We start from the raw sequence: 18,980 nt of genomic DNA on the forward strand, positions 1-18,980 counted from the left end.
AAATGCAGTGGCAGGACCGACAACGGTAAGATGCGCGCAGGTTGAACACGTAACCAATTTGTATGGACCTCGATAGCATCCGAATCTTCTTGCGCGTAGTGGAACGCGGCAGCTTCACCGCCGCGTCCGTGGAACTCGACATGCCGCTCAGTCGCGTGAGCCGCAAGGTCAAGCACCTCGAGGACGATCTCGGCGTGCAACTGCTGTACCGGACCACACGCCGCGTGTCGGTCACCGAAGCCGGGCGCGATTACTACGATCGCTGCCTGCGCGCCGAGGACATCCTGCTCGACGCGGACCGCCAGGTCCGCACGCTTCGCACCGACCCCGAAGGCACGCTGCGCGTGCTGGTGCCCTATGCGATCGGCCTGTTCCAGCTCGAACCGGCGCTCGCCGAATTCCGCCGGCGCTACCCGCTGGTGCAGTTGGTGCTGATCTACGACAACAGTCCGCTCGACCTCGTCGAGCACGGCTTCGACGTCGCGCTGCGCGCGGGTCTGCTGAACGATTCGGGCTACGTCGCGCGCTCGCTCGGCTGGTCGCATGCGAAGCTCGCCGCGAGCCCGGCCTACCTGGATCGCACCGGCCGGCCGCGCACGCCGGACGATCTCGCGCAACACGACATCCTGTTCGTCGGCCGCGATGCGCCGGGCCTGACGCTGCGGCTCAGCAACACCGACGGCGAGCGGGCCGACGTCCCGGTGCAGCCCGTGCTGATCTCGAACGAATCGGTCACGGTATTGCGCCAGGCCACGAGCGGCGGCGGCATTGCGCTGATCTCCACGCATTTCACCGCGCGACGGCTCGCGAGGAACGAGCTCGAGATCGTGCTGCCCGACTGGCACCGTACGAACGACGTCGAGCTTCACGCGCTCTATCCGCGCCGCGCGACGCTCGACAGCAAGGTGCGGGCATTCGTCGAGTTCCTCACCGAACTGTTCGCCACCTGGCGAACCGCGCCGTAACCGCCTCGCACGGCCGGCAATCGATGCACGTCGACTACATTATTGCAGCGCAGGAAAGGAATTAATGAGCGCGCAAGCGTTGATCGTCGTTCGCCGCATGGTTAGCCTGTGGCGATGAAAAACGACCACACACGCCACGGCAGCCATGTGAGTGCTGCCCGCCGACGCGTCACGCGCGTCGCGCCCTCCTGAGCGGCGATAGCCGCCCCGCGAAGCCCGCCCGGCTTCGCCATTCCGATTCACCGATCGAACCGCACACCGCACGCGACCGCGCCGCTTGTCGGGCTGCCGTGCGGCGTGCGTGCGCCCGTTCGTTTCGCGCTTCGTCCCCGCATTGCACGTCACATGCATGCGCGGCGTACGGCGCGCGCCGTACGGCCTTCGTCCATCACGCAGGAACGCCATGTCCTCTCCCTCGTCTTCAGGCCCGCTGTCGGGCGGCCGGCTCGTCATCGGCACGATCGCGGTATCGCTGGCGATGTTCATGAACGTGCTCGATTCGTCGATCGCGAACGTCGCGATCCCGACGATCTCGGGCGACCTCGGCGTGTCGGTCGACGAAGGCACATGGGTGATCACGATCTTCGCGGCGGCGAACGCGGTGTCGATTCCGCTCACCGGCTGGCTCACGCAGCGCTTCGGCCAGGTACGCCTGTTCGTCACGTCGATCCTGCTGTTCGTGTTCGCGTCGTGGCTGTGCGGGATCGCGCCGAACCTGCCGACGCTGCTCGCCGCGCGAATCCTGCAAGGCGCGGTGGCGGGGCCGCTCGCGCCGCTGTCGCAGGCGCTGCTGCTCGGCGCGTGGCCGCGGCAGAAGTCGTCGACGGCGCTCGCGCTGTGGTCGATGACGGCGCTCGTCGGGCCGATCGCGGGGCCGTCGCTCGGCGGCTGGATCACGTACGACTACAACTGGTCGTGGATCTTCTACATCAACATTCCGGTCGGCTTCTTCGCGGCGGCCGTCACGTGGTTCGTGTTCCGCGATCGCGAATCGGCCACGCGCCGCCTGCCGATCGATACGGTCGGCCTGCTGCTGCTCGTACTGTGGGTCGCATCGCTGCAGATCATGCTCGACAAGGGCAAGGATCTCGACTGGTTCAATTCGCCCGTCGTCGTCGCGCTGGGCATCGTCGCGCTGATCGGCTTCGCGTTCTTCCTCGTGTGGGAGCTGAACGAAGCCAATCCGATCGTCGACCTGCGCCTCTTCACGCAGCGCAATTTCGCGGGCGGCACGATCGCGATCTCCGTCGCGTACGGGATGTTCTTCGGCACGCTCGTGCTGCTGCCGCAATGGATGCAGGGCTATCTCGGCTACCGCGCGGTCGATTCGGGGCTCGCCACCGCGCCGCTCGGGGTGTTCGCGATCCTGCTCACGCCGGTCATGGGGCGCCTGCTGCCGCGCACCGATCCGCGCTATATCGCGACGCTCGCATTCGTCGGCTTCGCGGTCGTGTTCATGATGCGCACCACGTTCTACACCGACGTGTCCCACTGGGACCTCGTGCTGCCGACGCTGCTGCAAGGCATTCCGATGGCGATGTTCTTCGTGCCGCTGACGTCGATCATCCTGTCCGGGCTCCCGCCGGAGAAGATTCCGGCCGCGGCCGGCCTGTCGAATTTCGGCCGCACGTTCTGCGGCGCGGTGGGGACGTCGCTGATCAGCAACGCGTGGAACGACCGCACGATCCTGCACCACGTGCGGCTCACCGAACAGGCGAGCGTCACCAATCCGGTTTTCACGCAGCAACTCGACACGACCCGTTCGCTGCTGCACCTGAGCCCCGATTCGGCGCTCGCGTTCTTCAATGCATCGGTCGATTCGCAGGCGGCCGTGATGGGCCTGAACGACATCTTCTATGTGTCGGCGATCATCTTCATCGCGATCATCCCGCTCATCTGGATCACGAAGCCGTCGCGCTCGGGCGGCGGCGATGCCGATGCGGCGGCGGCCGGCGCGCATTGACCCGCATGCGTTGCGGCGCCACTCCGTGCGCCGGCATCGCGACGACCGCGGGATCCGCCGGTAACGGCGAGCACCGAGCAAGCGCCCGTCCGGCAGCGGGCGCTCGTTGTGTATCGAATCGTTTCAACGCGCCAACGGCGTCAAATGCTGCGGGTATACTCCGTCGTCAGCCGCCTGCCGTCTCGTCGTCCGCCAAAAGCGGCCCGATTCCGGGCGGTTTCGTCGCGAAGCTTCGCGTTTCGCTACCCCGCGCCCCAGCCTCGATACGAGACACCCGACGACCGACCATGAAACGATTCCTGCTGCTCCTTCCCGCCGCCCTGCTCGCCGCCTGCGGTTCCGCGCCCTCGTCCGACTCGGCCGCCTCGGGTGCCGCGCCGATGATCTACGTGTCGTCGCAACGCCCGGCCTACGCGGTCGCGAACTGCCTCGACAGCCGCCTGTCGGGCACCGAACAATCGCAGCACAACGGCGTGACCGACATCGCCGTCGGTTCGAATTCGTACTTCGTCACGCTGACGCCGTCGGGCAACGGCTCGGTGATCAAGGTCGTGCGCGGCTCCGGCAGCGAGCCGGCCGAGGAAGCGATGCGCTTCGCGATCGCACGCTGCGCGATCTGACCACCTCCCGCGCCGGGCGCCCGCCCGGCCCGTCGCCACGCGCCAACCGGCGCGCCCGCCGAATATTTTCATCCGGGTGCCCGTCGATGAGAGAATCGCACCACGATTCCCTTTCGATGGAGCCCGCATGAAGCACCTGCTGTCCCGGCTGTTCGTCAGCGCCGCGCTCGTCGCGCTTGTTCCGGCGCTGCCGGCGCAGGCTGCCACGCCGCCCGGCATCTTCGTCGTCGCCACCCAACTCGGCGAATTCACGACCCTCGACCCGAGCGGGATCTACGAGCTGGTGCCGTCCGAATACGTCGCGAACACCTACGAGCGGCTGGTGCGCGTCGACCTGAAGGACCCGACGCGCTTCGACGGACAGATCGCGCAATCGTGGACGGTCGGCGCCGACGGCGTGACCTACACGTTCAAGCTGCGCCCGGGCCTCACGTTCCATTCCGGCAACCCGGTGACCGCCGACGACGTCGCGTGGTCGCTGCAGCGCACCATCCTGCTCGACAAGGGGCCGGCCGGCGTGCTCGCCGATCTCGGCCTCACGAAGGCGAACGTGACGCAAAAGGTGCGCGTGGTCGATCCGCAAACCGTCGTGCTCGAAACCGACCGCAAATACGCGCCGAGCTTCGTGCTCAACGTGCTGAGCGCATGCCCGGCCTCGGTCTTCGATAAAAAGCTGCTGCTGTCGCACCAGCAAGGCAACGATTTCGGCAGCGGCTGGCTGCGCACCAACGACGCGGGCTCGGGCCCGTACCAGCTCGTCAAGTGGACGCCGAACGAAACCATCGTGCTGCAGCGCTTCGACAAATACCGCACGCCATACCCGATGAAGCGCGTGGTGCTGCGCCACGTGCCCGAAGCGTCCGCGCAACGGCTGTTGCTGGAGAACGGCGACGCCGACGCCGCGCGCAACCTGAGCCCCGACAGCCTCGCCGCGCTGTCGAAGGCCGGCAAGATCAAGGTCGCGTCGTGGCCGGTGTCGGCCCTGCTGTACCTGAGCCTGAACACGAAGAACCCGAATCTCGCGAAGCCGGAGGTGCAGCAGGCGATGAAGTGGCTCGTCGATTACGACGGCATCCAGCGCAACGTCGTCAGTACGACCTACAAGGTGCATCAGACCTTCCTGCCCGAAGGCTTCCTCGGCGCGTCGAACGCGCGGCCGTACAAGCAGGACGTCGCGAAGGCGAAGGCGCTGCTCGCGAAGGCCGGCCTGCCGAACGGTTTCGACGTGACGATGGACATGCCGAACGACTATCCGTACCTCGAGATCGCGCAGGCGCTGCAGGCGAACTTCGCGCAGGGCGGCATCCGCGTGAAGCTGATCCCGGGCGACGCGAAGCAGGCGATCGGCAAGTACCGCGCGCGCCAGCACGACATCTTCATCGGCGAATGGTCGCCCGACTACATGGACCCGAACAGCAACGCGCGCGGTTTCGCGTGGAATCCGGACAACTCGGACCAGTCGCCGACCAAGATGCTCGCGTGGCGCAACAGCTGGAACATTCCGCAACTGACGAAGGACACCGAGGCCGCGCTCGTCGAGCCGTCGCCCGCGAAACGCGCGCAGCGTTACGAAGCGCTGCAGAAGGCCGTGCTCGCGAACTCGCCGTTCATCATCATGTTCGAGAAGGTCGTGCAGGTCGCCACGCGCCCCGGCGCGACCGGACCGGAAATCGGGCCGATCAACGACCTCGTGTCGTACCGGACGCTCGCGAAGTAATCGCCGCCGCCCGCGCGCGGCCACGCCGCCGCGCGGGCCAGCGCCGCGGGCCGCCGAGCCGGCGCGGGGCCTGCGCCGGGCCGTGCGGCGGCGATCTACAATGGCCGGCATCGCGCGGACACCGCGCCGGGCACACGTAACGGGACACCAACATGCATTCGAGCGAGCACGCAGTCTGCGTGGCGATCAACGACAACAACCGCGCGTGGTACGAAATGCTCGTGCCGTTCCTGCTGTCGCTGCGGCACGCCGGCTACGATGGGCGGATCGCGGTGATCGGCTACGGGCTGTCCGAGCGCAAACGGCAGATTCTCGCGAGCCAGTCGGTCGACGTGATCGACGCGTCGAGCGCCTACGCGCTGCCGGTCGGCCGCTTCATCGAGGCCGCCGGGTATTGCGCGCGCCATCCGCAGATCCGCAAGCTCGCGCTGTACGACGCGGACATCTGGTTCTGCGCGCCGCAGTTCGACCTGTTCTCGCAGATCGGCGACGACCGGCTCCACGTGTGCCCCGACCCGCTGTTCTGCACGTTCGTCGTCACGCCGCTGATCGGCGAGCGGCGCGACCATCACTGGCGCCTCGTCGTCGACGAAGTCAACGCGCGCCACGGCGGTGCGCTGCAAGCCGGGCTCGTCGCCGGAACCGCCGACGCATGGGCGCGTTATGCCGACCACCTGCGCGACTGCATCGCCCGCATCGGCACCGATTTCCAGGAATGCTTCGGCATCGACACGACGTTCCTGCACCTGTGGAGCGCGCAAGGCGAAACGGCGCTGCTCGACCCGGTCCAGAACTTCGTCAGCAAGTACGGCATTCACGAATCGTTCGACGCGGGCACCGGCACGACGACGCTCAGGTATCACGGCGAGCCGATCCGTGCGCTGCACATGACCGGCGACATCCGCTTCCTCGACCGGTGGCGCTACTACGCGAACCACACCGACGCCTCGCTGCGCGACGGCCAGCCGTTCGCGCTGTCGGACGGCACGCCGGCGCCGTCCGATGCGGTCGCCGCCCGCATCGCGGCGGCGGATTACGTGCGTTCGGCCGGGCTGACCGTTGCGTCCGCCGCGATCGAGACAAGCGCGGGCGCGTACCTGCAGGCGATCGACGAACCGGGCGGCACGATGCTCGTCGGCAGCGGCAACCACGAAGTCGTGTTCACCGCGACCCGCGACATCGCACGGCTGAACGTCTACGTCACGCATCCGTCCGGTTCGCCGTCGCCGCTGCTGTGCGAGGTGCGGGTCGACGGCCACGCGCAGCGCAAGGGCACCGAACTGATGGCGCATTTCTGGTACCAGGTGGCGGCCGGCGCCGTCATCACGCTGCGTGCGACGAGCCTCGGCGGCCAGCAGTGCAACGCGATCTGGCGGCTGCGTGAAGCGCCGGACATGCAGCAGTAAGCGCCGGCCCGCACCGGCTCAATTGAAGGCCGCCCATACCAGGTACGCATTCAGCCCGACGATCACGACCGTCGCCGCGCCGGCGACGATCCGCAGCGGCATCCGCAGCGCGTAAGCGCCCATCACGTCTTCGCGCGCCGACAGTATCAGCAGCGCGATCATCGGCATCGGCAGCACGAAACTCAGCACGACCTGGCTCGCCACCATCGCCCGCGTGACGTCGCAGCCGAGCGCGACCACCACGAACGCGGGCGCGATCGTCACCGCGCGCCGCACCCAGAGCGACATGCGGCGGTGGATGAAGCCCTGCATCACGACCTGCCCGGCCATCGTGCCGACCACCGAGCTCGACACGCCCGACGTCAGCAGCGCGACGAGAAACAGCGCGCCGGCCGCCGGCCCGAGCACCGGGATCAGCGTGTGATAGGCGTCGCCGATGTCGGTCATGCCCGGCGCAGTCGCGTGAAACGCCGACGATGCCATCATCACCATCGCGAGATTCACGAACCCGGCGAGCCCCAGCGCGACCACCACTTCGCGATTCGAGAACCGCACGAGCCGCCGCCGCTCTCCGTCGTCGCGCGGGGCGGTGCGATCCTGCGTGAGACCCGAATGCAGATACAGCGTGTGCGGCATGATCGTCGCGCCGATGATCCCGACCGCGATCGTCAGCGCCGCGTGATCCGGAATCTGCGGGACCACCAGATGAAACGCGGCCGCGTGCCAGTCCTGCGGCGCGATCAGCAGTTCGCCGAGATAGCACGCACCGATCACGCCGACCAGCGCCGCGATCGCCGCTTCCAGCGGCCGGAAGCCTCGCTTTTCGAGCGCGAGGATCGCGCAGGTCGCGAACGCGGTCGCGATCATCCCCGCGAACAGCGACGAATGGCACAACAACCCGAACGCGAGCGCGCCGCCGAGAAATTCGGCGAGATCGGTCGCCATCGCGGCGATCTCGGAAGCCATCCACATGCCCCACACGACCGGCACGGGGAAACGGTCGCGGCACAGTTCGGCGAGATTGCGGCCGGTCACGATGCCGAGCTTCGCCGACATCGCCTGGAACAGCATCGCGATCGCGTTCGCGGCCAGCACGACCCACAGCAGCCGGTAACCGTACGCGGCGCCGGCCTGGATGTTGGTCGCGAAGTTGCCGGGGTCCATGTAGCCGATCGACGCGATCACGGCCGGGCCGACGAACGGCAGCAGCGCGGCGACGCCGGTGCGGCGCCCTTCCAGCGCGGCGCGCGCCGCGCCGTCGGTGTGCTCGGTGGACAGGCCCGGCAGCGCAAGGCCGCCGGCAGGTTTGCTCGGGACGGGAAGCATGGTGGAGTTTCCGTTCGAATGACGCAGACTGATTCGGGAGCGGGCACCGTGGCCGGCATGCCGCCTGCCGGCCGCGGCGCTGTGCGAAGACCGCGTTACAGCGGCACGACGTCGGGACGATTGCGCGGAAACTGCGCGATCACGTCCGGCGCGACGTTCAGGTGCGCTTCGACGAGCTTCGGCGGCGTATGCGCGAGCCAGTCGGACAACGACACCTCCGCATAGCGGTCGGTCTTGAAGATCTCGAGGAACACGAGGTCGGTCTGGCCGGTGTTCTGCACGTAGTGCCCGAGGCTCTTCTTCACATAGCCGACGTCGCCCGCGCGGAAATCGGCCGTCTGCGCCTTCGGCCCCGTGTCGAACACCGTCATCCGCGCCTCGCCCTGCAGGTAGTACTGCCATTCGTCGGCGTTCGGGTGCCAGTGCAGTTCGCGCATGCCGCCGGGATGCACGGTGACGAGTGCCGCCGCGACGGTCGTCGACACGTTGAAGTTGGTGCTGTCCGCGATCCGCACCTCGCCGCCGCGCGTCTTTTTGACCGGCTTCATGTCGCCGAGCGAAAAGATGAACGGATGCGGCGGCGCACCGGCCGATGCGGCGGATGCGCGCTGCGCGTCCGCGAGCGGGCCCGGTTCGTCGCCCTGGAAGATCCACAGGTTGTCGAGCGGCACGTTCCTGAACGCGTCGGCCGGCACGCCGAAGTTGAGCGCGAGCACGTCGGGCGGCGTATGCGCGATCCAGTCGGTCAGCAACAGCGTGTTGAATTCCGAGGCGCGGCCGTTATCGAACGCGAGCAGGAATTCGGCGCCGTCGCTGCCGAGGCCCTGCAGCGAATGCGGCAGGCCGGGCGGGAAATACCAGAGATCGCCGGTCTTGACGTCCTGCACCGACGGCCGCCCGAGTTCGTCGAGCACCGTGATCCGGCAACGGCCGTCGAGCATGATGGCCCACTCGGCCTGCTGGTGCCAGTGCATCTCGCGAATGCCGCCGCGCGTCAGCCGCATGTTGACGCCGGAAATGGTTTCGGAAATCGCAAAATCGTCCTGCGTCACTTCGCGCGCCCATCCGCCATTTTGAATGCGTTTATGAGCATTATTGAAAGACGCCCAGAATAACGGCATCCCGTTGATATCAGTGGCCGGCGGATCCTGAAAAGACGGGAATTGATTGGCAATGGCCGGATTTTTTGGCCCCGGGTCGGTCAGGCTCTGGCGGTTGCGGGCATTTACCGCGCCTTCCGGCGGACTGTCCGGATTACCGAACGAGGCGGCCTTGGCCGATACCGCGATGCCCGCGGCGGCGATGGCGCCGGCCGTACCGGCCAGCATCTTGCGTCGAGAAAGATTCGTCATGATTTCCTCTTCATCCCTGCAATCGAGAGAATTTCCATTACGGAACACTTGCTGTTTCTTCGAATTACCGAAAATCAAACATCCCGTGACGCAAGTTAAATCCAGATTCATCTAAAAATTAAATGAATTATTAAGATGAATTAATGATTTAATCTGATCGGCTTTAATTTTGTAATTATTGCGATGCAGCAGGGGATGAATGGCGAGGAAAAGAAATCGATATGCGCACCGCGCAATGGCAGCCCACTGCCATCGATTCAGGTGGCCTGGCGCGCCACCCGGAACGGAAAAATACGGATGCGCCGGCTTTCACCTGCCCGGCCGGGACCGGGCCCGGGCCCGCGTCACTCCCGCGGCATGTCGGCGAGTCGCTGCGCGGCGAAGCGCAATCCGCCGAGAATGCGTTCGGCGATCCTTGCCGGAAACCCGGCCGGCAGCGCCGCGCCGACCGATTCGATCACATGTGGCGTCATTGCAATGAGTCGTTCGACGATCGGTGTCGCGATATCGCCAAGCAAGCAATGCTCCGCCATCGCAGTGAAGTGCCGGCGCGTGATGTCGCGCATCGCATAGTGCTTGCGCTTGCCGTGCACGGCCATCGCGAGCTTCGCCTTGTGCCACGACCACTGGTTCGCGCCATCTCCTTCGACCGGCCAGATCGACATCACGTCGTAGAGCGGCGTCAGACGGAAGCGGCCGCCCGGCAGCAGGCGCAGGCTGAAGTTCTTCGCATGCCCGTCCGGTGCGGCAAGCATCCAGAACACCACCAATGCGGTGAACAGCGTGTCGAGGTCGGCCTGCGCCGTTTCCGACCGGCGCAGGATGCCGGCCAGATCGGGCACGCCGGGGCCGCCCTGCGATTCGTATTTCAGATGCGGCGGCACGCCGAGCGCTTGGCAGAAATCCTCTTGCGGCAAGCGCAACAGCCGGCCGCCGTCACGATGCAGCGCGCGATCGAAGCGCGCGACCGACAGCACCTTGTGTTCGCCGAAACGCACGATGTCGGCATCCGCCGTCGGCAGGCCGAACGCGCGCAGGATCGCGAGGCACAGCCACTCGTTTTCGACGGAAGTCGTCAGATCCGCACGCTTGTTGCCGACCAGCCCGAGCGGCAACTTGAGGATATGCGTGGTCGGCGTCGCGCCATGCGGACGCATCCATCGCCCGTCGTGAAACAGCAGCGCGGTCTTTTCCTGCGCGCCGGCCAGCGACAGGCGGAAGTCGTCGTCGTCCTGCGCACCGCCCGCCGCCCCGCTCGCCTGATCGAGCACACGCGCCACGTCGTCGTCGGACAACGGCATACCGTCGATCCGGTCATGGCCGGCCGGGGTTTCATCCTCGCCGAGCAACTGCACCGCGCCGACGCAGTCCCGGCCGAGCGCGGCGAGCAGATCGAACGGCTCGGTCGTCGCCGTGCCGAACCGCGACGCAAGCCGGCGCCGAATGGCGTCGCTGTCGGGCAGCAGATTATCGAAGTAGTGATTGACGCGCTCGCCGCGCAACGGCGCATCACCGACGCCGAACGGCAGCGACAGCGACAGCGGGCGGCCTGCATCCGACTGTTTCCAGCCGGCGTCGTACAGCAGTTCCATGTCGCCGCGCGCGGGAATCCGCCAGATTCCGACCCGCACGCCATTGGCCCAGATCGATAGCGCGCGGCTGTGCGATTTGCGTCCCATCGATTACCACTCGACGTTGGCAGCGTCGCGCCCGTCCTTCGTGCGGATGCTGAGCTCGAGACCGTACAGCGCGGTCAGTTCGAGCAACTGCTTGAGCGACAGGCTTTCGGTGCGGAGCGTTTCCAGCGACGACAGGCGCGATTGGCCGACGCCGATGCGCGCCGCCGCTTCGGCTTGCGTCAGCCCCTTGGCCTGACGCGCGGACGACAGGATTTCGCCCAGTTGAGCAGGGGTATTGACGATGAGATTCACGGCTGGAGTCCTGTATGCGATCCATGCAGTATATCTCTGACAGGCATAAACGCAAATTATCTCTGATAGAGATAAACGTAAAATATTCCTGTCAGAAATATTTCCACCCGCCAGTGCGTAGCTCCCCCAGTCGTTGCACGCACGCCCAGCCCGCTATCGCTCACCGCCACCCGATAGTTTTTATCCGCTGGCGTGAATGATTTTGGCTTTGTCAGATAGATGACATCAAATCACTAAATGACAACGATCTAACAGCTCGATGACCTGCGCCTTCGCCCATACCGTCGAATCCCGCTTTGCCGAGCTGACGCCGACCGCGAAGCGCATCGCGAGCTACATGCTCGCGAACCTCGATCGGCTCGGGCTCGAAACCGCCGACCAGATCGCGCAGCAGACCGGCACCAGCGGCATCTCGGTCGGGCGTTTCCTGCGCAGCGTCGGCTACCGTAATCTCGACGACCTGAAGCGCGAACTGCGCGGCGGCGGCGATCGCCCGTGGATGATCACCGACCGGCTCGACGAATACCGCCGCATCGCCGGCACGCCATCGGCCGAGCGCAACGGCGGCAACGGCAGCGCCGGCACGCTGGCGTCGTCACTCGAACGCGAGCTCGACGCGATCCGCCACGTGTACCGCCTGACCGAAGGCCCGGTGTTCGCGCAGGTCGCCGACCGGATCGCACGTGCCGATGCCGTATTCATCCTCGGCATCCAGTCGACCCGCGGCATCAGCAACGCATTCAGCAGCTACCTCGAATACCTGCGCCCGCGCGTGTTCTATTCCGACGGCCAGTCGGGCTCGTACGTCGATTCGCTAAACTCCGAATTCGAGCATCCGTACTGCATCGTCACCGATACGCGCGCGTATTCGCGCAGCGCGCGCCGCTATTGCCAGGCGGCCGCCGAACGCGGGCAGCCGTTCGCGCTGGTGACCGACCTGTCGTGCCCGTGGGCGCGCGAATGGCCGGCCGATCTGCTGCAGGTGAAGACCGACGTCGGCCAGTTCTGGGATTCGCTCGCGCCGCTCACCTGCCTGTTCAACCTGCTGATCACGGCCGTGGTCGATCGCCTCGGTCCCGCGATCGACCGGCGCGTCGCGCGCAACCGCGAACTGCAGCGCACGTTCGACCAGTTCGAATCCTGAGCGAGCCCACCCTGCCGATGAACGATCACCGCCTCGTCGAAATCACGCCCGCCACGCATCGCGTCGAGATCGATCTCGTCTACGCGACCGACCGCAACCTGACCGGCAAGCCGATCTACCGCAACGCGCACTGCCTGCTGCTCGAGCCCGCCGAAGCCGCATTGCGCCGCGCGGTGGAGGTCGCCGCGCAGGCCGGCTTCACGCTGCGCCTCTACGACGCCTACCGGCCGCCGCAGGCGCAGCAGGTGCTGTGGGATTTCCTGCCCGATCCGAACTTCGTCGCCGACCTCGGCCGCGGCTCGAATCACAGCCGCGGCACCGCGCTCGACCTGACGCTCGTCGGCGCGAACGGCGCGCCGCTCGACATGGGCACCGGCTTCGACGAGATGGTCGCCGCATCGGGCCACTTTCACGCGGGGCTGCCCGAACACGTGCAACGCAACCGCCTGCTGCTGCTCGGCGTGATGCATGCGGCCGGCTTCGCGCACATCGACAGCGAATGGTGGCACTACGAACTGCCCGGCTCGCGCGCGTTGCCGCAGATCGACAATGCGGCGAGCGGCCCGTGGCGCCTGATGTAACGACGATCCACGCCTCCTTTTTCATGCACGTCCACGTTCAACGACTCAAACGACAGATGGAGAAGCGCACATGACATTCCCGACCTCCCGGCTCGTCGCGGCGCTGGCCGCCGCGTCCGTATTCGCCGCCGTTCCGCTTGCCGCCGCGCATGCGGAAACGCCGAAGGACATGTTCGTGATGGCCACGCTGCTCGACGAATTCACGACGCTCGATCCGGGCGAGATCTACGAGCTGGTGCCGGAGGAATACGTCGCGAACACGTACGACCGGCTCGTGCGCGTCGACCTGCGCGATCCGTCGAAATTCAACGGCGACGTCGCGCAGTCATGGACCGTGAGCCCCGACGGCCTGACCTATACGTTCAAGCTGCGCACCGGCCTGAAGTTCCACTCGGGCAACCCGCTGACGGCCGACGACGTCGCGTGGTCGATCCAGCGCGCGGTGCTGCTCGACAAGGGGCCGGCCGCCGTGCTGACCGGCATCGGCCTCACGAAGGCGAACGTCGTCGCGAACGTGAAGAAGCTCGACGACGCGACGGTGTCGGTCACGACCGACCGCAAGTACGCGCCGACCTTCGTGCTGAACGTGCTCGGTTCGTGGCCCGCATCGGTGCTCGACAAGAAGTTGCTGCTGTCGCACCAACAGGGCAACGACTTCGGCAACGGCTGGCTGAAAACCAACGAAGCGGGCTCCGGCGCCTACAGGCTGGTCAAGTGGACGGCCGGCGACAGCGTCGTGCTGCAGCGCTTCGACGGCTACCGGCTGCCGCTCGCGATGAAGCGCATCGTGCTGCGCCACGTGCCCGAAGCCGCGAGCCAGCGCCTGCTGCTGGAGAACGGCGACGTCGACGCGGCACGCGACCTGAGCCCCGACGATCTGGCGTCGGTCGTGAAGTCGGGCAAGGCGAAGGTAGCGGCCTCGCCGCAGGCGACGCTGCTGTATCTCGGCCTGAACACGAAGAACCCGACGCTTGCGAAACCCGACGTGCAGGAAGCGCTGAAATGGCTCGTCGACTATGCGGGGATCCAGGGCAACGTCGTGAAGACGACCTACAAGGTGCACCAGACCTTCCTGCCCGAGGGCTTCCTCGGTGCGCTGAACACGAACCCGTACAAGCTCGACATCGCGAAGGCGAAGGCGCTGCTCGCGAAGGCCGGCGTGCCCGGCGGCTTTTCGGTGACGATGGACGTGCGCAACGACTATCCGTACACGGAGATCGCGCAGGCCGTGCAGGCGAACTTCGCGCAGGCCGGCATCAAGGTGCAGCTGATCCCCGGCGACAACAAGCAGACGCTCGCGAAATACCGCGCGCGCCAGCACGACATCTACATCGGCGAATGGTCGGCCGACTACATCGATCCGCACAGCAACGCGCAGGGTTTTGCGTGGAATCCGGACAACACCGACAAGTCGAGCTATAAAATGCTGGCCTGGCGCAACAGTTGGGACATCCCGCAACTGACGAAGGAAACCGACACCGCGCTCGCCGAACCGACCGCCGCGAAACGCGCGCAGCTGTATCAGGCGATGCAGAAGGAAGTGCTCGCACGCTCGCCGTTCGTGATCATGTTCGAGAAAGTCGCGCAGGTCGCGACGCGGCCCGGCGTGAGCGGGCTCGAAGTCGGGCCGATCAACGATCTGGTGTCGTACCGCAACCTGAAGAAGCAATAAGATTCGCCGCATGTCGACTCCCGCCTCCTCCCTCGAAGCACTGCGCACGCTGCCCGCGCGGCGCCCGGCCGTGCGCTGGGCGCTGCGCGTGCTGCGCTGGGCGCTCACGCTCGCCGTCACGTTCGCCGGGCTGCTCGCGCTGACGTTCGTGATCGGCCGCAAGGTGCCGATCGATCCCGTGCTCGCGATCCTCGGCGATCGCGCGTCGGCCGAGGCGTACGCGGCCGAGCGCATCGCGCTCGGGCTCGACAAGCCGCTCGTCACGCAATTCCTGATCTATGCGCGCGACGTGCTGCACGGCAATCTCGGCGTGTCGCTGCTGACCGCGAACCCGGTGCTCGACGACATCAAGCGCGTGTTCCCGGCCACGCTCGAACTGGCGACCATCGCGACGCTGATCGGCATCGCGATCGGCGTGCCGCTCGGCGTCGCGGCCGCCGTGAAGCACAACCGCCCGATCGATCACATCGCGCGCTTCGTCGGGCTGATCGGCAATTCGGTCCCGGTGTTCTGGCTCGGGCTGATGGGGCTGCTGCTGTTCTATGCGCGGCTGCACTGGGTCGGCGGCCCCGGCCGGCTCGATCCCGTCTACGACGGCATGGTCGACCCGCGCACCGGCAGCCTGCTGCTCGACGCGGCGCTCGCGGGCGAGTGGGACGTCTTCCGCAACGCGGTGTCGCACATCGCGCTGCCGGCCGCGATCCTCGGCTACTACTCGGTCGCGTATCTCAGCCGCATGACGCGCTCGTTCATGCTCGACCAGCTGAACCAGGAATACATCGTCACCGCGCGCGCGAAGGGACTGTCCGAGCGACGCGTGATCTGGCGGCATGCGTTCGGCAACATCGCGGTGCCGCTCCTGACCGTGATCGCGCTCACGTACAGCAACCTGCTGGAAGGCTCGGTGCTGACCGAGATCGTGTTCGCGTGGCCGGGGCTCGGCTCGTACCTGACCGGCGCGCTGCTGAACGCCGACATGAACGCGGTGCTCGGCGCGACGCTCGTGATCGGCGCGATGTTCATCACCGTCAACCTGCTGACCGACGCGCTGTACCGCGTGTTCGATCCGCGTGCGCGCTGAGGGCCGCTCCGACATGACCGCTTCCCCCCTGCTTCTTTCATCGTCCATGCCGAAGGTCGTCCAACCATGAGCGCCGAGCGTCTCTCCCTGCGCGCGTGGCTGCTGTCCGACGCGCCCGCGTCGCGCTCGCAGGCCGCATTCGGCCTCGCGTACCGGCGCTGGCGCCGGTTCGCCACGAATCCGCTCAACCTGTTCGGGCTCGCGATCCTGGTCGCGCTGATCGCGGTCGCGATCGTCGGCCCGCTGATCATGCCGCACGATCCGCTGCGCCAGGTGCTGTCCGACCGGCTGCTGCCGCCGGGCTCGCCGTCGCACTGGTTCGGCACCGACCAGCTCGGCCGCGACATCCTCTCGCGGCTGATCGCCGGGTCGCGCCTGACGCTCGGCATCGCGCTGCTGGTCGTCGTGATCGTCGTGCCGATCGGCCTGCTGATCGGCACCACGGCCGGCTATTGCGGCGGCTTCGTCGACAGCATGCTGATGCGCATCACCGACATCGCGCTCGCATTCCCGAAGATCGTGCTCGCGCTCGCGTTCGCGGCCGCGCTCGGCCCCGGCGTGATCAACGCGGTCGTCGCGATCTCGATCACCGCGTGGCCCGCGTATGCGCGGCTCGCGCGCGCCGAAACGATCCGCATCGCGCAGGCCGACTACATCCACGCGGCGCGGCTGCAAGGCGCGTCGGGCCCGCGCATCCTGCTGCGCTACATCATGCCGCTGTGCATGTCGTCGGTGATCGTGCGCGCGACGCTCGACATGGCCGGCATCATCCTGACCGTCGCGGGCCTCGGCTTTCTCGGCCTCGGCGCGCAGCCGCCGAGCCCCGAGTGGGGCTTCATGGTCGCATCGGGCCGCAACGTGCTGCTCGACGCGTGGTGGGTCGCGACGCTGCCCGGCATCGCGATCCTGCTCGTGAGCCTCGCGTTCAACCTGCTCGGCGACGGGCTGCGCGACGTCTTCGATCCCCGCCATGGAGCGTGACATGCCGATGCATTCCACCGCCGCGCCGGCACGGCTCTGCGAGATCGACGGGCTGAAGATCGGTTTCCGCGGGCACGACGGCAGCGTCACCGACGCCGTGCGCGACCTGTCGCTGACGCTCGCGCCGGGCGAGCGGCTCGGCATCGTCGGCGAATCGGGCTCCGGCAAGTCGCTGACCGGCCGCGCGCTGCTCGGCCTGCTGCCCGACGCCGCGCGCTGGTCGGCGCGCACGATGCGCTTCGCGGGCCACGACCTGCTCGCGATGTCGCCGCGCGAGCGCCGGCGGCTGTGCGGCAGCCAGATGGGCATGATCCTGCAGGACCCGAAATATTCGCTGAACCCGGTGATGACGGTCGCGAAGCAGATGGGCGAGGCGTTCCGGCTGCACGAGCCGGGCCTGCGCGGCCGTGCGCTGCGCGAGCGGATCGTCGACGCGCTCGCGGCCGTGCAGATCCGCGACCCGGCGCGCGTCGCCGATGCGTATCCGCACGAGTTGTCGGGCGGCATGGGCCAGCGCGTGATGATCGCGATGATGGTGTCGACCGGCCCGCGCCTCTTGATCGCCGACGAGCCGACCTCCGCGCTCGACGTCGCGGTGTCGATGCAGGTGCTCGCGGTGCTCGACGCGATGATCGCGCGGCACGGCACGGGCCTGATGTTCATCAGCCACGACCTGCCGCTCGTGATGTCGTTCTGCGACCGCGTCGCGGTGATGTATGCGGGCCGCGTGGTCGAGACCTGCGCCGCGCGCGACCTGCGCGACGCCACGCATCCCTACACGCGCGGGCTGCTCGCGGCGAACCCGCCGCTCGCGGACCCGCCCGACGAACTGCCGGTGCTACGGCGTGACCCGGCATGGCTCGAGCCCGCGCCGCCGGCCGCCGCGAGAACCGATCGACAGGAGGCCGCACGATGATCGACGTCGATCATGCATCGATCCGTTTCCCGACCCGCACGGGTCACGTCGACGCCGTGCGCGACGCGAGCTTCGCGGTGCGCGACGGCGAAGTGTTCGGGCTGGTCGGCGAATCGGGCTCCGGCAAGTCGACGCTGCTGCGGGCGCTGACGGGCCTCGTGCCGCTCGCGTCCGGCAGCCTGTCGATCGACGGCCGCCCGGTGGGCGGCACGCCCGATCGCGCGTTCCGCCGCCACGTGCAGATGGTGTTCCAGGATCCGTATGCATCGCTGCATCCGCGCTTCACCGTCGACCAGACGCTGCGCGAGCCGCTGTCGATCCATGCGATCGGCGACGCCGATGCGCGGATCGCCCGCGCGCTGTCCGAAGTCGGCCTCGGCCCGGCGTTCCGCTTCCGCTATCCGCACCAGTTGTCCGGCGGCCAGCGGCAGCGCGTCGCGATCGCCCGCGCGCTGATCGTCGAGCCGCGCGTGCTGCTGCTCGACGAGCCGACGTCCGCGCTCGACGTGTCGGTGCAGGCCGAGATCCTGAACCTGTTGCGCCGCCTGCATCGCGAACGCAACCTGACGATGATCCTCGTCAGCCACAACCTCGCGGTGATCGGCTTCCTGTGCCAGCGCGTCGCGGTGATGCAGCACGGCGAGATCGTCGAGCAGCTGCGGATCGAGGACGTGCGCGCCGGACAAGTCGCTCGCGACTACACGCGCACGCTGCTGAATGCGACCGAAGGCTACCGCCGTCTCGACCCGGTGGTCGACGCGCCTGCCTCGTGACATCCGCCGGACGCGAACGCATGCGATACTGCGCACGCCACGCGCCGGCTTGCCGCCGCATGGAACCCTTGCGTACCGCACGGGTCAACTTCCTTTCGTCAACAGCTCAATCGCAATAGGGAGGCGTTCATGCTGCAATTCATCGAAACCCTGGTCGTCGGGCTCATCGTCGGCCTCCTCGCCCGCGCGTTCAAGCCGGGCGACGACAAGATGGGCATCCTGATGACCATCGTGCTCGGCGTCGTCGGCTCACTGGTGGCCGGCTATGTCGGCCGCGCCGCCGGCTGGTATGCGCCGGGCCAGGGCGCCGGCTGGATCGCGTCGATCATCGGTGCGATCGTGCTGCTCGTCGTCGTGGGTGCGATCCGCAAGCGCACGAGTTGAACACCGCGCGTCCCGCACCAGCGCAAAACGGCCGCTCGATCATGAACTGACCCCACGAAGTTGGACGGTTAAAATCTAAGCGGCCAAGGGCTGAGTCCTGTATTGCACGGGACTCAGCCCATTTAATTTCAGCTTGATGCGTTCGTGGTTGTAGTAGTGAATGTAGCG

The 18,980-nt window shown here is 67.1% G+C and carries 18 protein-coding genes; 13 read left to right on the forward strand and 5 right to left on the reverse strand.

The genetic code is table 11. From position 1 onward, the window contains the following. Positions 1–62 precede the first annotated feature (62 nt). The 5 genes from H0X91_RS18730 to H0X91_RS18750 all read left to right on the forward strand — a co-directional run bounded on the left by H0X91_RS18730 (position 63) and on the right by H0X91_RS18750 (position 6,671). Positions 63–965 (forward strand): LysR family transcriptional regulator, encoded by a 903-nt coding sequence (locus tag H0X91_RS18730; RefSeq protein WP_006483836.1) that lies wholly within the window; start codon positions 63–65, stop codon positions 963–965. Between the two features lie 403 nt (positions 966–1,368). Next, positions 1,369–2,928: a DHA2 family efflux MFS transporter permease subunit gene (locus H0X91_RS18735; protein WP_006483833.1), complete on the forward strand. Its 1,560-nt coding sequence runs from the start codon at positions 1,369–1,371 to the stop codon at positions 2,926–2,928. Positions 2,929–3,215: 287 nt separating this feature from the next. Further along, positions 3,216–3,548, forward strand: a complete 333-nt coding sequence (locus tag H0X91_RS18740) for a hypothetical protein (protein ID WP_034202218.1) — start codon at positions 3,216–3,218, stop codon at positions 3,546–3,548. A gap of 127 nt (positions 3,549–3,675) precedes the next feature. Continuing rightward, entirely contained in the window at positions 3,676–5,265 is a 1,590-nt protein-coding gene (locus H0X91_RS18745) for an ABC transporter substrate-binding protein (protein WP_048988045.1), read from the forward strand. Positions 5,266–5,417: 152 nt separating this feature from the next. Beyond that, a complete protein-coding gene (locus tag H0X91_RS18750; protein ID WP_043205543.1) occupies positions 5,418–6,671 on the forward strand; it encodes a hypothetical protein in 1,254 nt (417 codons plus the stop codon). An 18-nt stretch (positions 6,672–6,689) separates the two neighbouring features. Here H0X91_RS18750 and H0X91_RS18755 read toward each other — a convergent pair whose 3' ends face one another. From H0X91_RS18755 to H0X91_RS18770, 4 genes are all read right to left on the reverse strand, one after another. Beyond that, positions 6,690–7,997 carry an Nramp family divalent metal transporter gene (locus H0X91_RS18755; RefSeq protein ID WP_034202215.1) on the reverse strand — a complete coding sequence of 436 codons (1,308 nt, stop codon included), beginning with the start codon at positions 7,995–7,997 and terminating at the stop codon, positions 6,690–6,692. 95 nt (positions 7,998–8,092) lie between these two features. After that, positions 8,093–9,349 carry an oxalate decarboxylase family bicupin gene (locus H0X91_RS18760; RefSeq protein WP_043205542.1) on the reverse strand — a complete coding sequence of 419 codons (1,257 nt, stop codon included), beginning with the start codon at positions 9,347–9,349 and terminating at the stop codon, positions 8,093–8,095. Between the two features lie 344 nt (positions 9,350–9,693). Further along, positions 9,694–11,028 (reverse strand): type II toxin-antitoxin system HipA family toxin, encoded by a 1,335-nt coding sequence (locus H0X91_RS18765; protein WP_060263409.1) that lies wholly within the window; start codon positions 11,026–11,028, stop codon positions 9,694–9,696. 3 nt (positions 11,029–11,031) lie between these two features. Beyond that, a complete protein-coding gene (locus tag H0X91_RS18770) occupies positions 11,032–11,280 on the reverse strand; it encodes a helix-turn-helix domain-containing protein (RefSeq protein ID WP_006483523.1) in 249 nt (82 codons plus the stop codon). A gap of 259 nt (positions 11,281–11,539) precedes the next feature. On the opposite strand from H0X91_RS18770, the gene sapR reads away from it, so the two are divergent. The 8 genes from sapR (at position 11,540) to H0X91_RS18810 (ending at position 18,812) form a co-directional block, all read left to right on the forward strand. Continuing rightward, positions 11,540–12,424 carry a sap1 transcriptional regulator SapR gene (sapR, locus tag H0X91_RS18775; RefSeq protein ID WP_062910428.1) on the forward strand — a complete coding sequence of 295 codons (885 nt, stop codon included), beginning with the start codon at positions 11,540–11,542 and terminating at the stop codon, positions 12,422–12,424. Between the two features lie 17 nt (positions 12,425–12,441). Further along, the gene (gene ddpX / locus H0X91_RS18780) at positions 12,442–13,005 is read left to right on the forward strand and encodes a D-alanyl-D-alanine dipeptidase (RefSeq protein WP_034202211.1); all 564 of its coding nucleotides are present in this window, start codon (positions 12,442–12,444) and stop codon (positions 13,003–13,005) included. A 70-nt stretch (positions 13,006–13,075) separates the two neighbouring features. After that, positions 13,076–14,677, forward strand: a complete 1,602-nt coding sequence (locus H0X91_RS18785; protein ID WP_006483531.1) for an ABC transporter substrate-binding protein — start codon at positions 13,076–13,078, stop codon at positions 14,675–14,677. A gap of 10 nt (positions 14,678–14,687) precedes the next feature. Next, positions 14,688–15,758, forward strand: a complete 1,071-nt coding sequence (locus tag H0X91_RS18790) for an ABC transporter permease (RefSeq protein WP_006483536.1) — start codon at positions 14,688–14,690, stop codon at positions 15,756–15,758. A gap of 66 nt (positions 15,759–15,824) precedes the next feature. After that, positions 15,825–16,739: a nickel transporter permease gene (nikC, locus tag H0X91_RS18795; protein WP_058903221.1), complete on the forward strand. Its 915-nt coding sequence runs from the start codon at positions 15,825–15,827 to the stop codon at positions 16,737–16,739. Position 16,740: 1 nt separating this feature from the next. Then, positions 16,741–17,655: an ABC transporter ATP-binding protein gene (locus tag H0X91_RS18800; protein ID WP_062910427.1), complete on the forward strand. Its 915-nt coding sequence runs from the start codon at positions 16,741–16,743 to the stop codon at positions 17,653–17,655. After that, positions 17,652–18,428 carry an ABC transporter ATP-binding protein gene (locus H0X91_RS18805; protein ID WP_080322577.1) on the forward strand — a complete coding sequence of 259 codons (777 nt, stop codon included), beginning with the start codon at positions 17,652–17,654 and terminating at the stop codon, positions 18,426–18,428. The genes H0X91_RS18800 and H0X91_RS18805 overlap by 4 nt, the downstream gene beginning before the upstream one ends. A gap of 129 nt (positions 18,429–18,557) precedes the next feature. Further along, the gene (locus H0X91_RS18810) at positions 18,558–18,812 is read left to right on the forward strand and encodes a GlsB/YeaQ/YmgE family stress response membrane protein (protein WP_006483522.1); all 255 of its coding nucleotides are present in this window, start codon (positions 18,558–18,560) and stop codon (positions 18,810–18,812) included. A gap of 75 nt (positions 18,813–18,887) precedes the next feature. Here the strand turns inward: H0X91_RS18810 and H0X91_RS18815 are convergent. Next, positions 18,888–18,980, reverse strand: a 93-nt coding sequence (locus H0X91_RS18815) for an IS3 family transposase (RefSeq protein ID WP_146211670.1), incomplete at its 5' end; no start/stop codon positions are given.

It is taken from the genome of Burkholderia sp. 9777_1386 (assembly GCF_015712265.1).
GTDB classification, from domain to species: domain Bacteria; phylum Pseudomonadota; class Gammaproteobacteria; order Burkholderiales; family Burkholderiaceae; genus Burkholderia; species Burkholderia cenocepacia.

Coding starts and splice junctions, on each gene's coding strand:
- H0X91_RS18730 (WP_006483836.1), top strand. CDS start 63: ATGGACCTCGATAGCATCCGAATCTTCTTGCGCGTAGTGGAACGCGGC.
- H0X91_RS18735 (WP_006483833.1), top strand. CDS start 1,369: ATGTCCTCTCCCTCGTCTTCAGGCCCGCTGTCGGGCGGCCGGCTCGTC.
- H0X91_RS18740 (WP_034202218.1), top strand. CDS start 3,216: ATGAAACGATTCCTGCTGCTCCTTCCCGCCGCCCTGCTCGCCGCCTGC.
- H0X91_RS18745 (WP_048988045.1), top strand. CDS start 3,676: ATGAAGCACCTGCTGTCCCGGCTGTTCGTCAGCGCCGCGCTCGTCGCG.
- H0X91_RS18750 (WP_043205543.1), top strand. CDS start 5,418: ATGCATTCGAGCGAGCACGCAGTCTGCGTGGCGATCAACGACAACAAC.
- H0X91_RS18755 (WP_034202215.1), bottom strand. CDS start 7,997: ATGCTTCCCGTCCCGAGCAAACCTGCCGGCGGCCTTGCGCTGCCGGGC.
- H0X91_RS18760 (WP_043205542.1), bottom strand. CDS start 9,349: ATGACGAATCTTTCTCGACGCAAGATGCTGGCCGGTACGGCCGGCGCC.
- H0X91_RS18765 (WP_060263409.1), bottom strand. CDS start 11,028: ATGGGACGCAAATCGCACAGCCGCGCGCTATCGATCTGGGCCAATGGC.
- sapR (WP_062910428.1), top strand. CDS start 11,540: ATGACCTGCGCCTTCGCCCATACCGTCGAATCCCGCTTTGCCGAGCTG.
- ddpX (WP_034202211.1), top strand. CDS start 12,442: ATGAACGATCACCGCCTCGTCGAAATCACGCCCGCCACGCATCGCGTC.
- H0X91_RS18785 (WP_006483531.1), top strand. CDS start 13,076: ATGACATTCCCGACCTCCCGGCTCGTCGCGGCGCTGGCCGCCGCGTCC.
- H0X91_RS18790 (WP_006483536.1), top strand. CDS start 14,688: ATGTCGACTCCCGCCTCCTCCCTCGAAGCACTGCGCACGCTGCCCGCG.
- nikC (WP_058903221.1), top strand. CDS start 15,825: ATGAGCGCCGAGCGTCTCTCCCTGCGCGCGTGGCTGCTGTCCGACGCG.
- H0X91_RS18800 (WP_062910427.1), top strand. CDS start 16,741: ATGCCGATGCATTCCACCGCCGCGCCGGCACGGCTCTGCGAGATCGAC.
- H0X91_RS18805 (WP_080322577.1), top strand. CDS start 17,652: ATGATCGACGTCGATCATGCATCGATCCGTTTCCCGACCCGCACGGGT.
- H0X91_RS18810 (WP_006483522.1), top strand. CDS start 18,558: ATGCTGCAATTCATCGAAACCCTGGTCGTCGGGCTCATCGTCGGCCTC.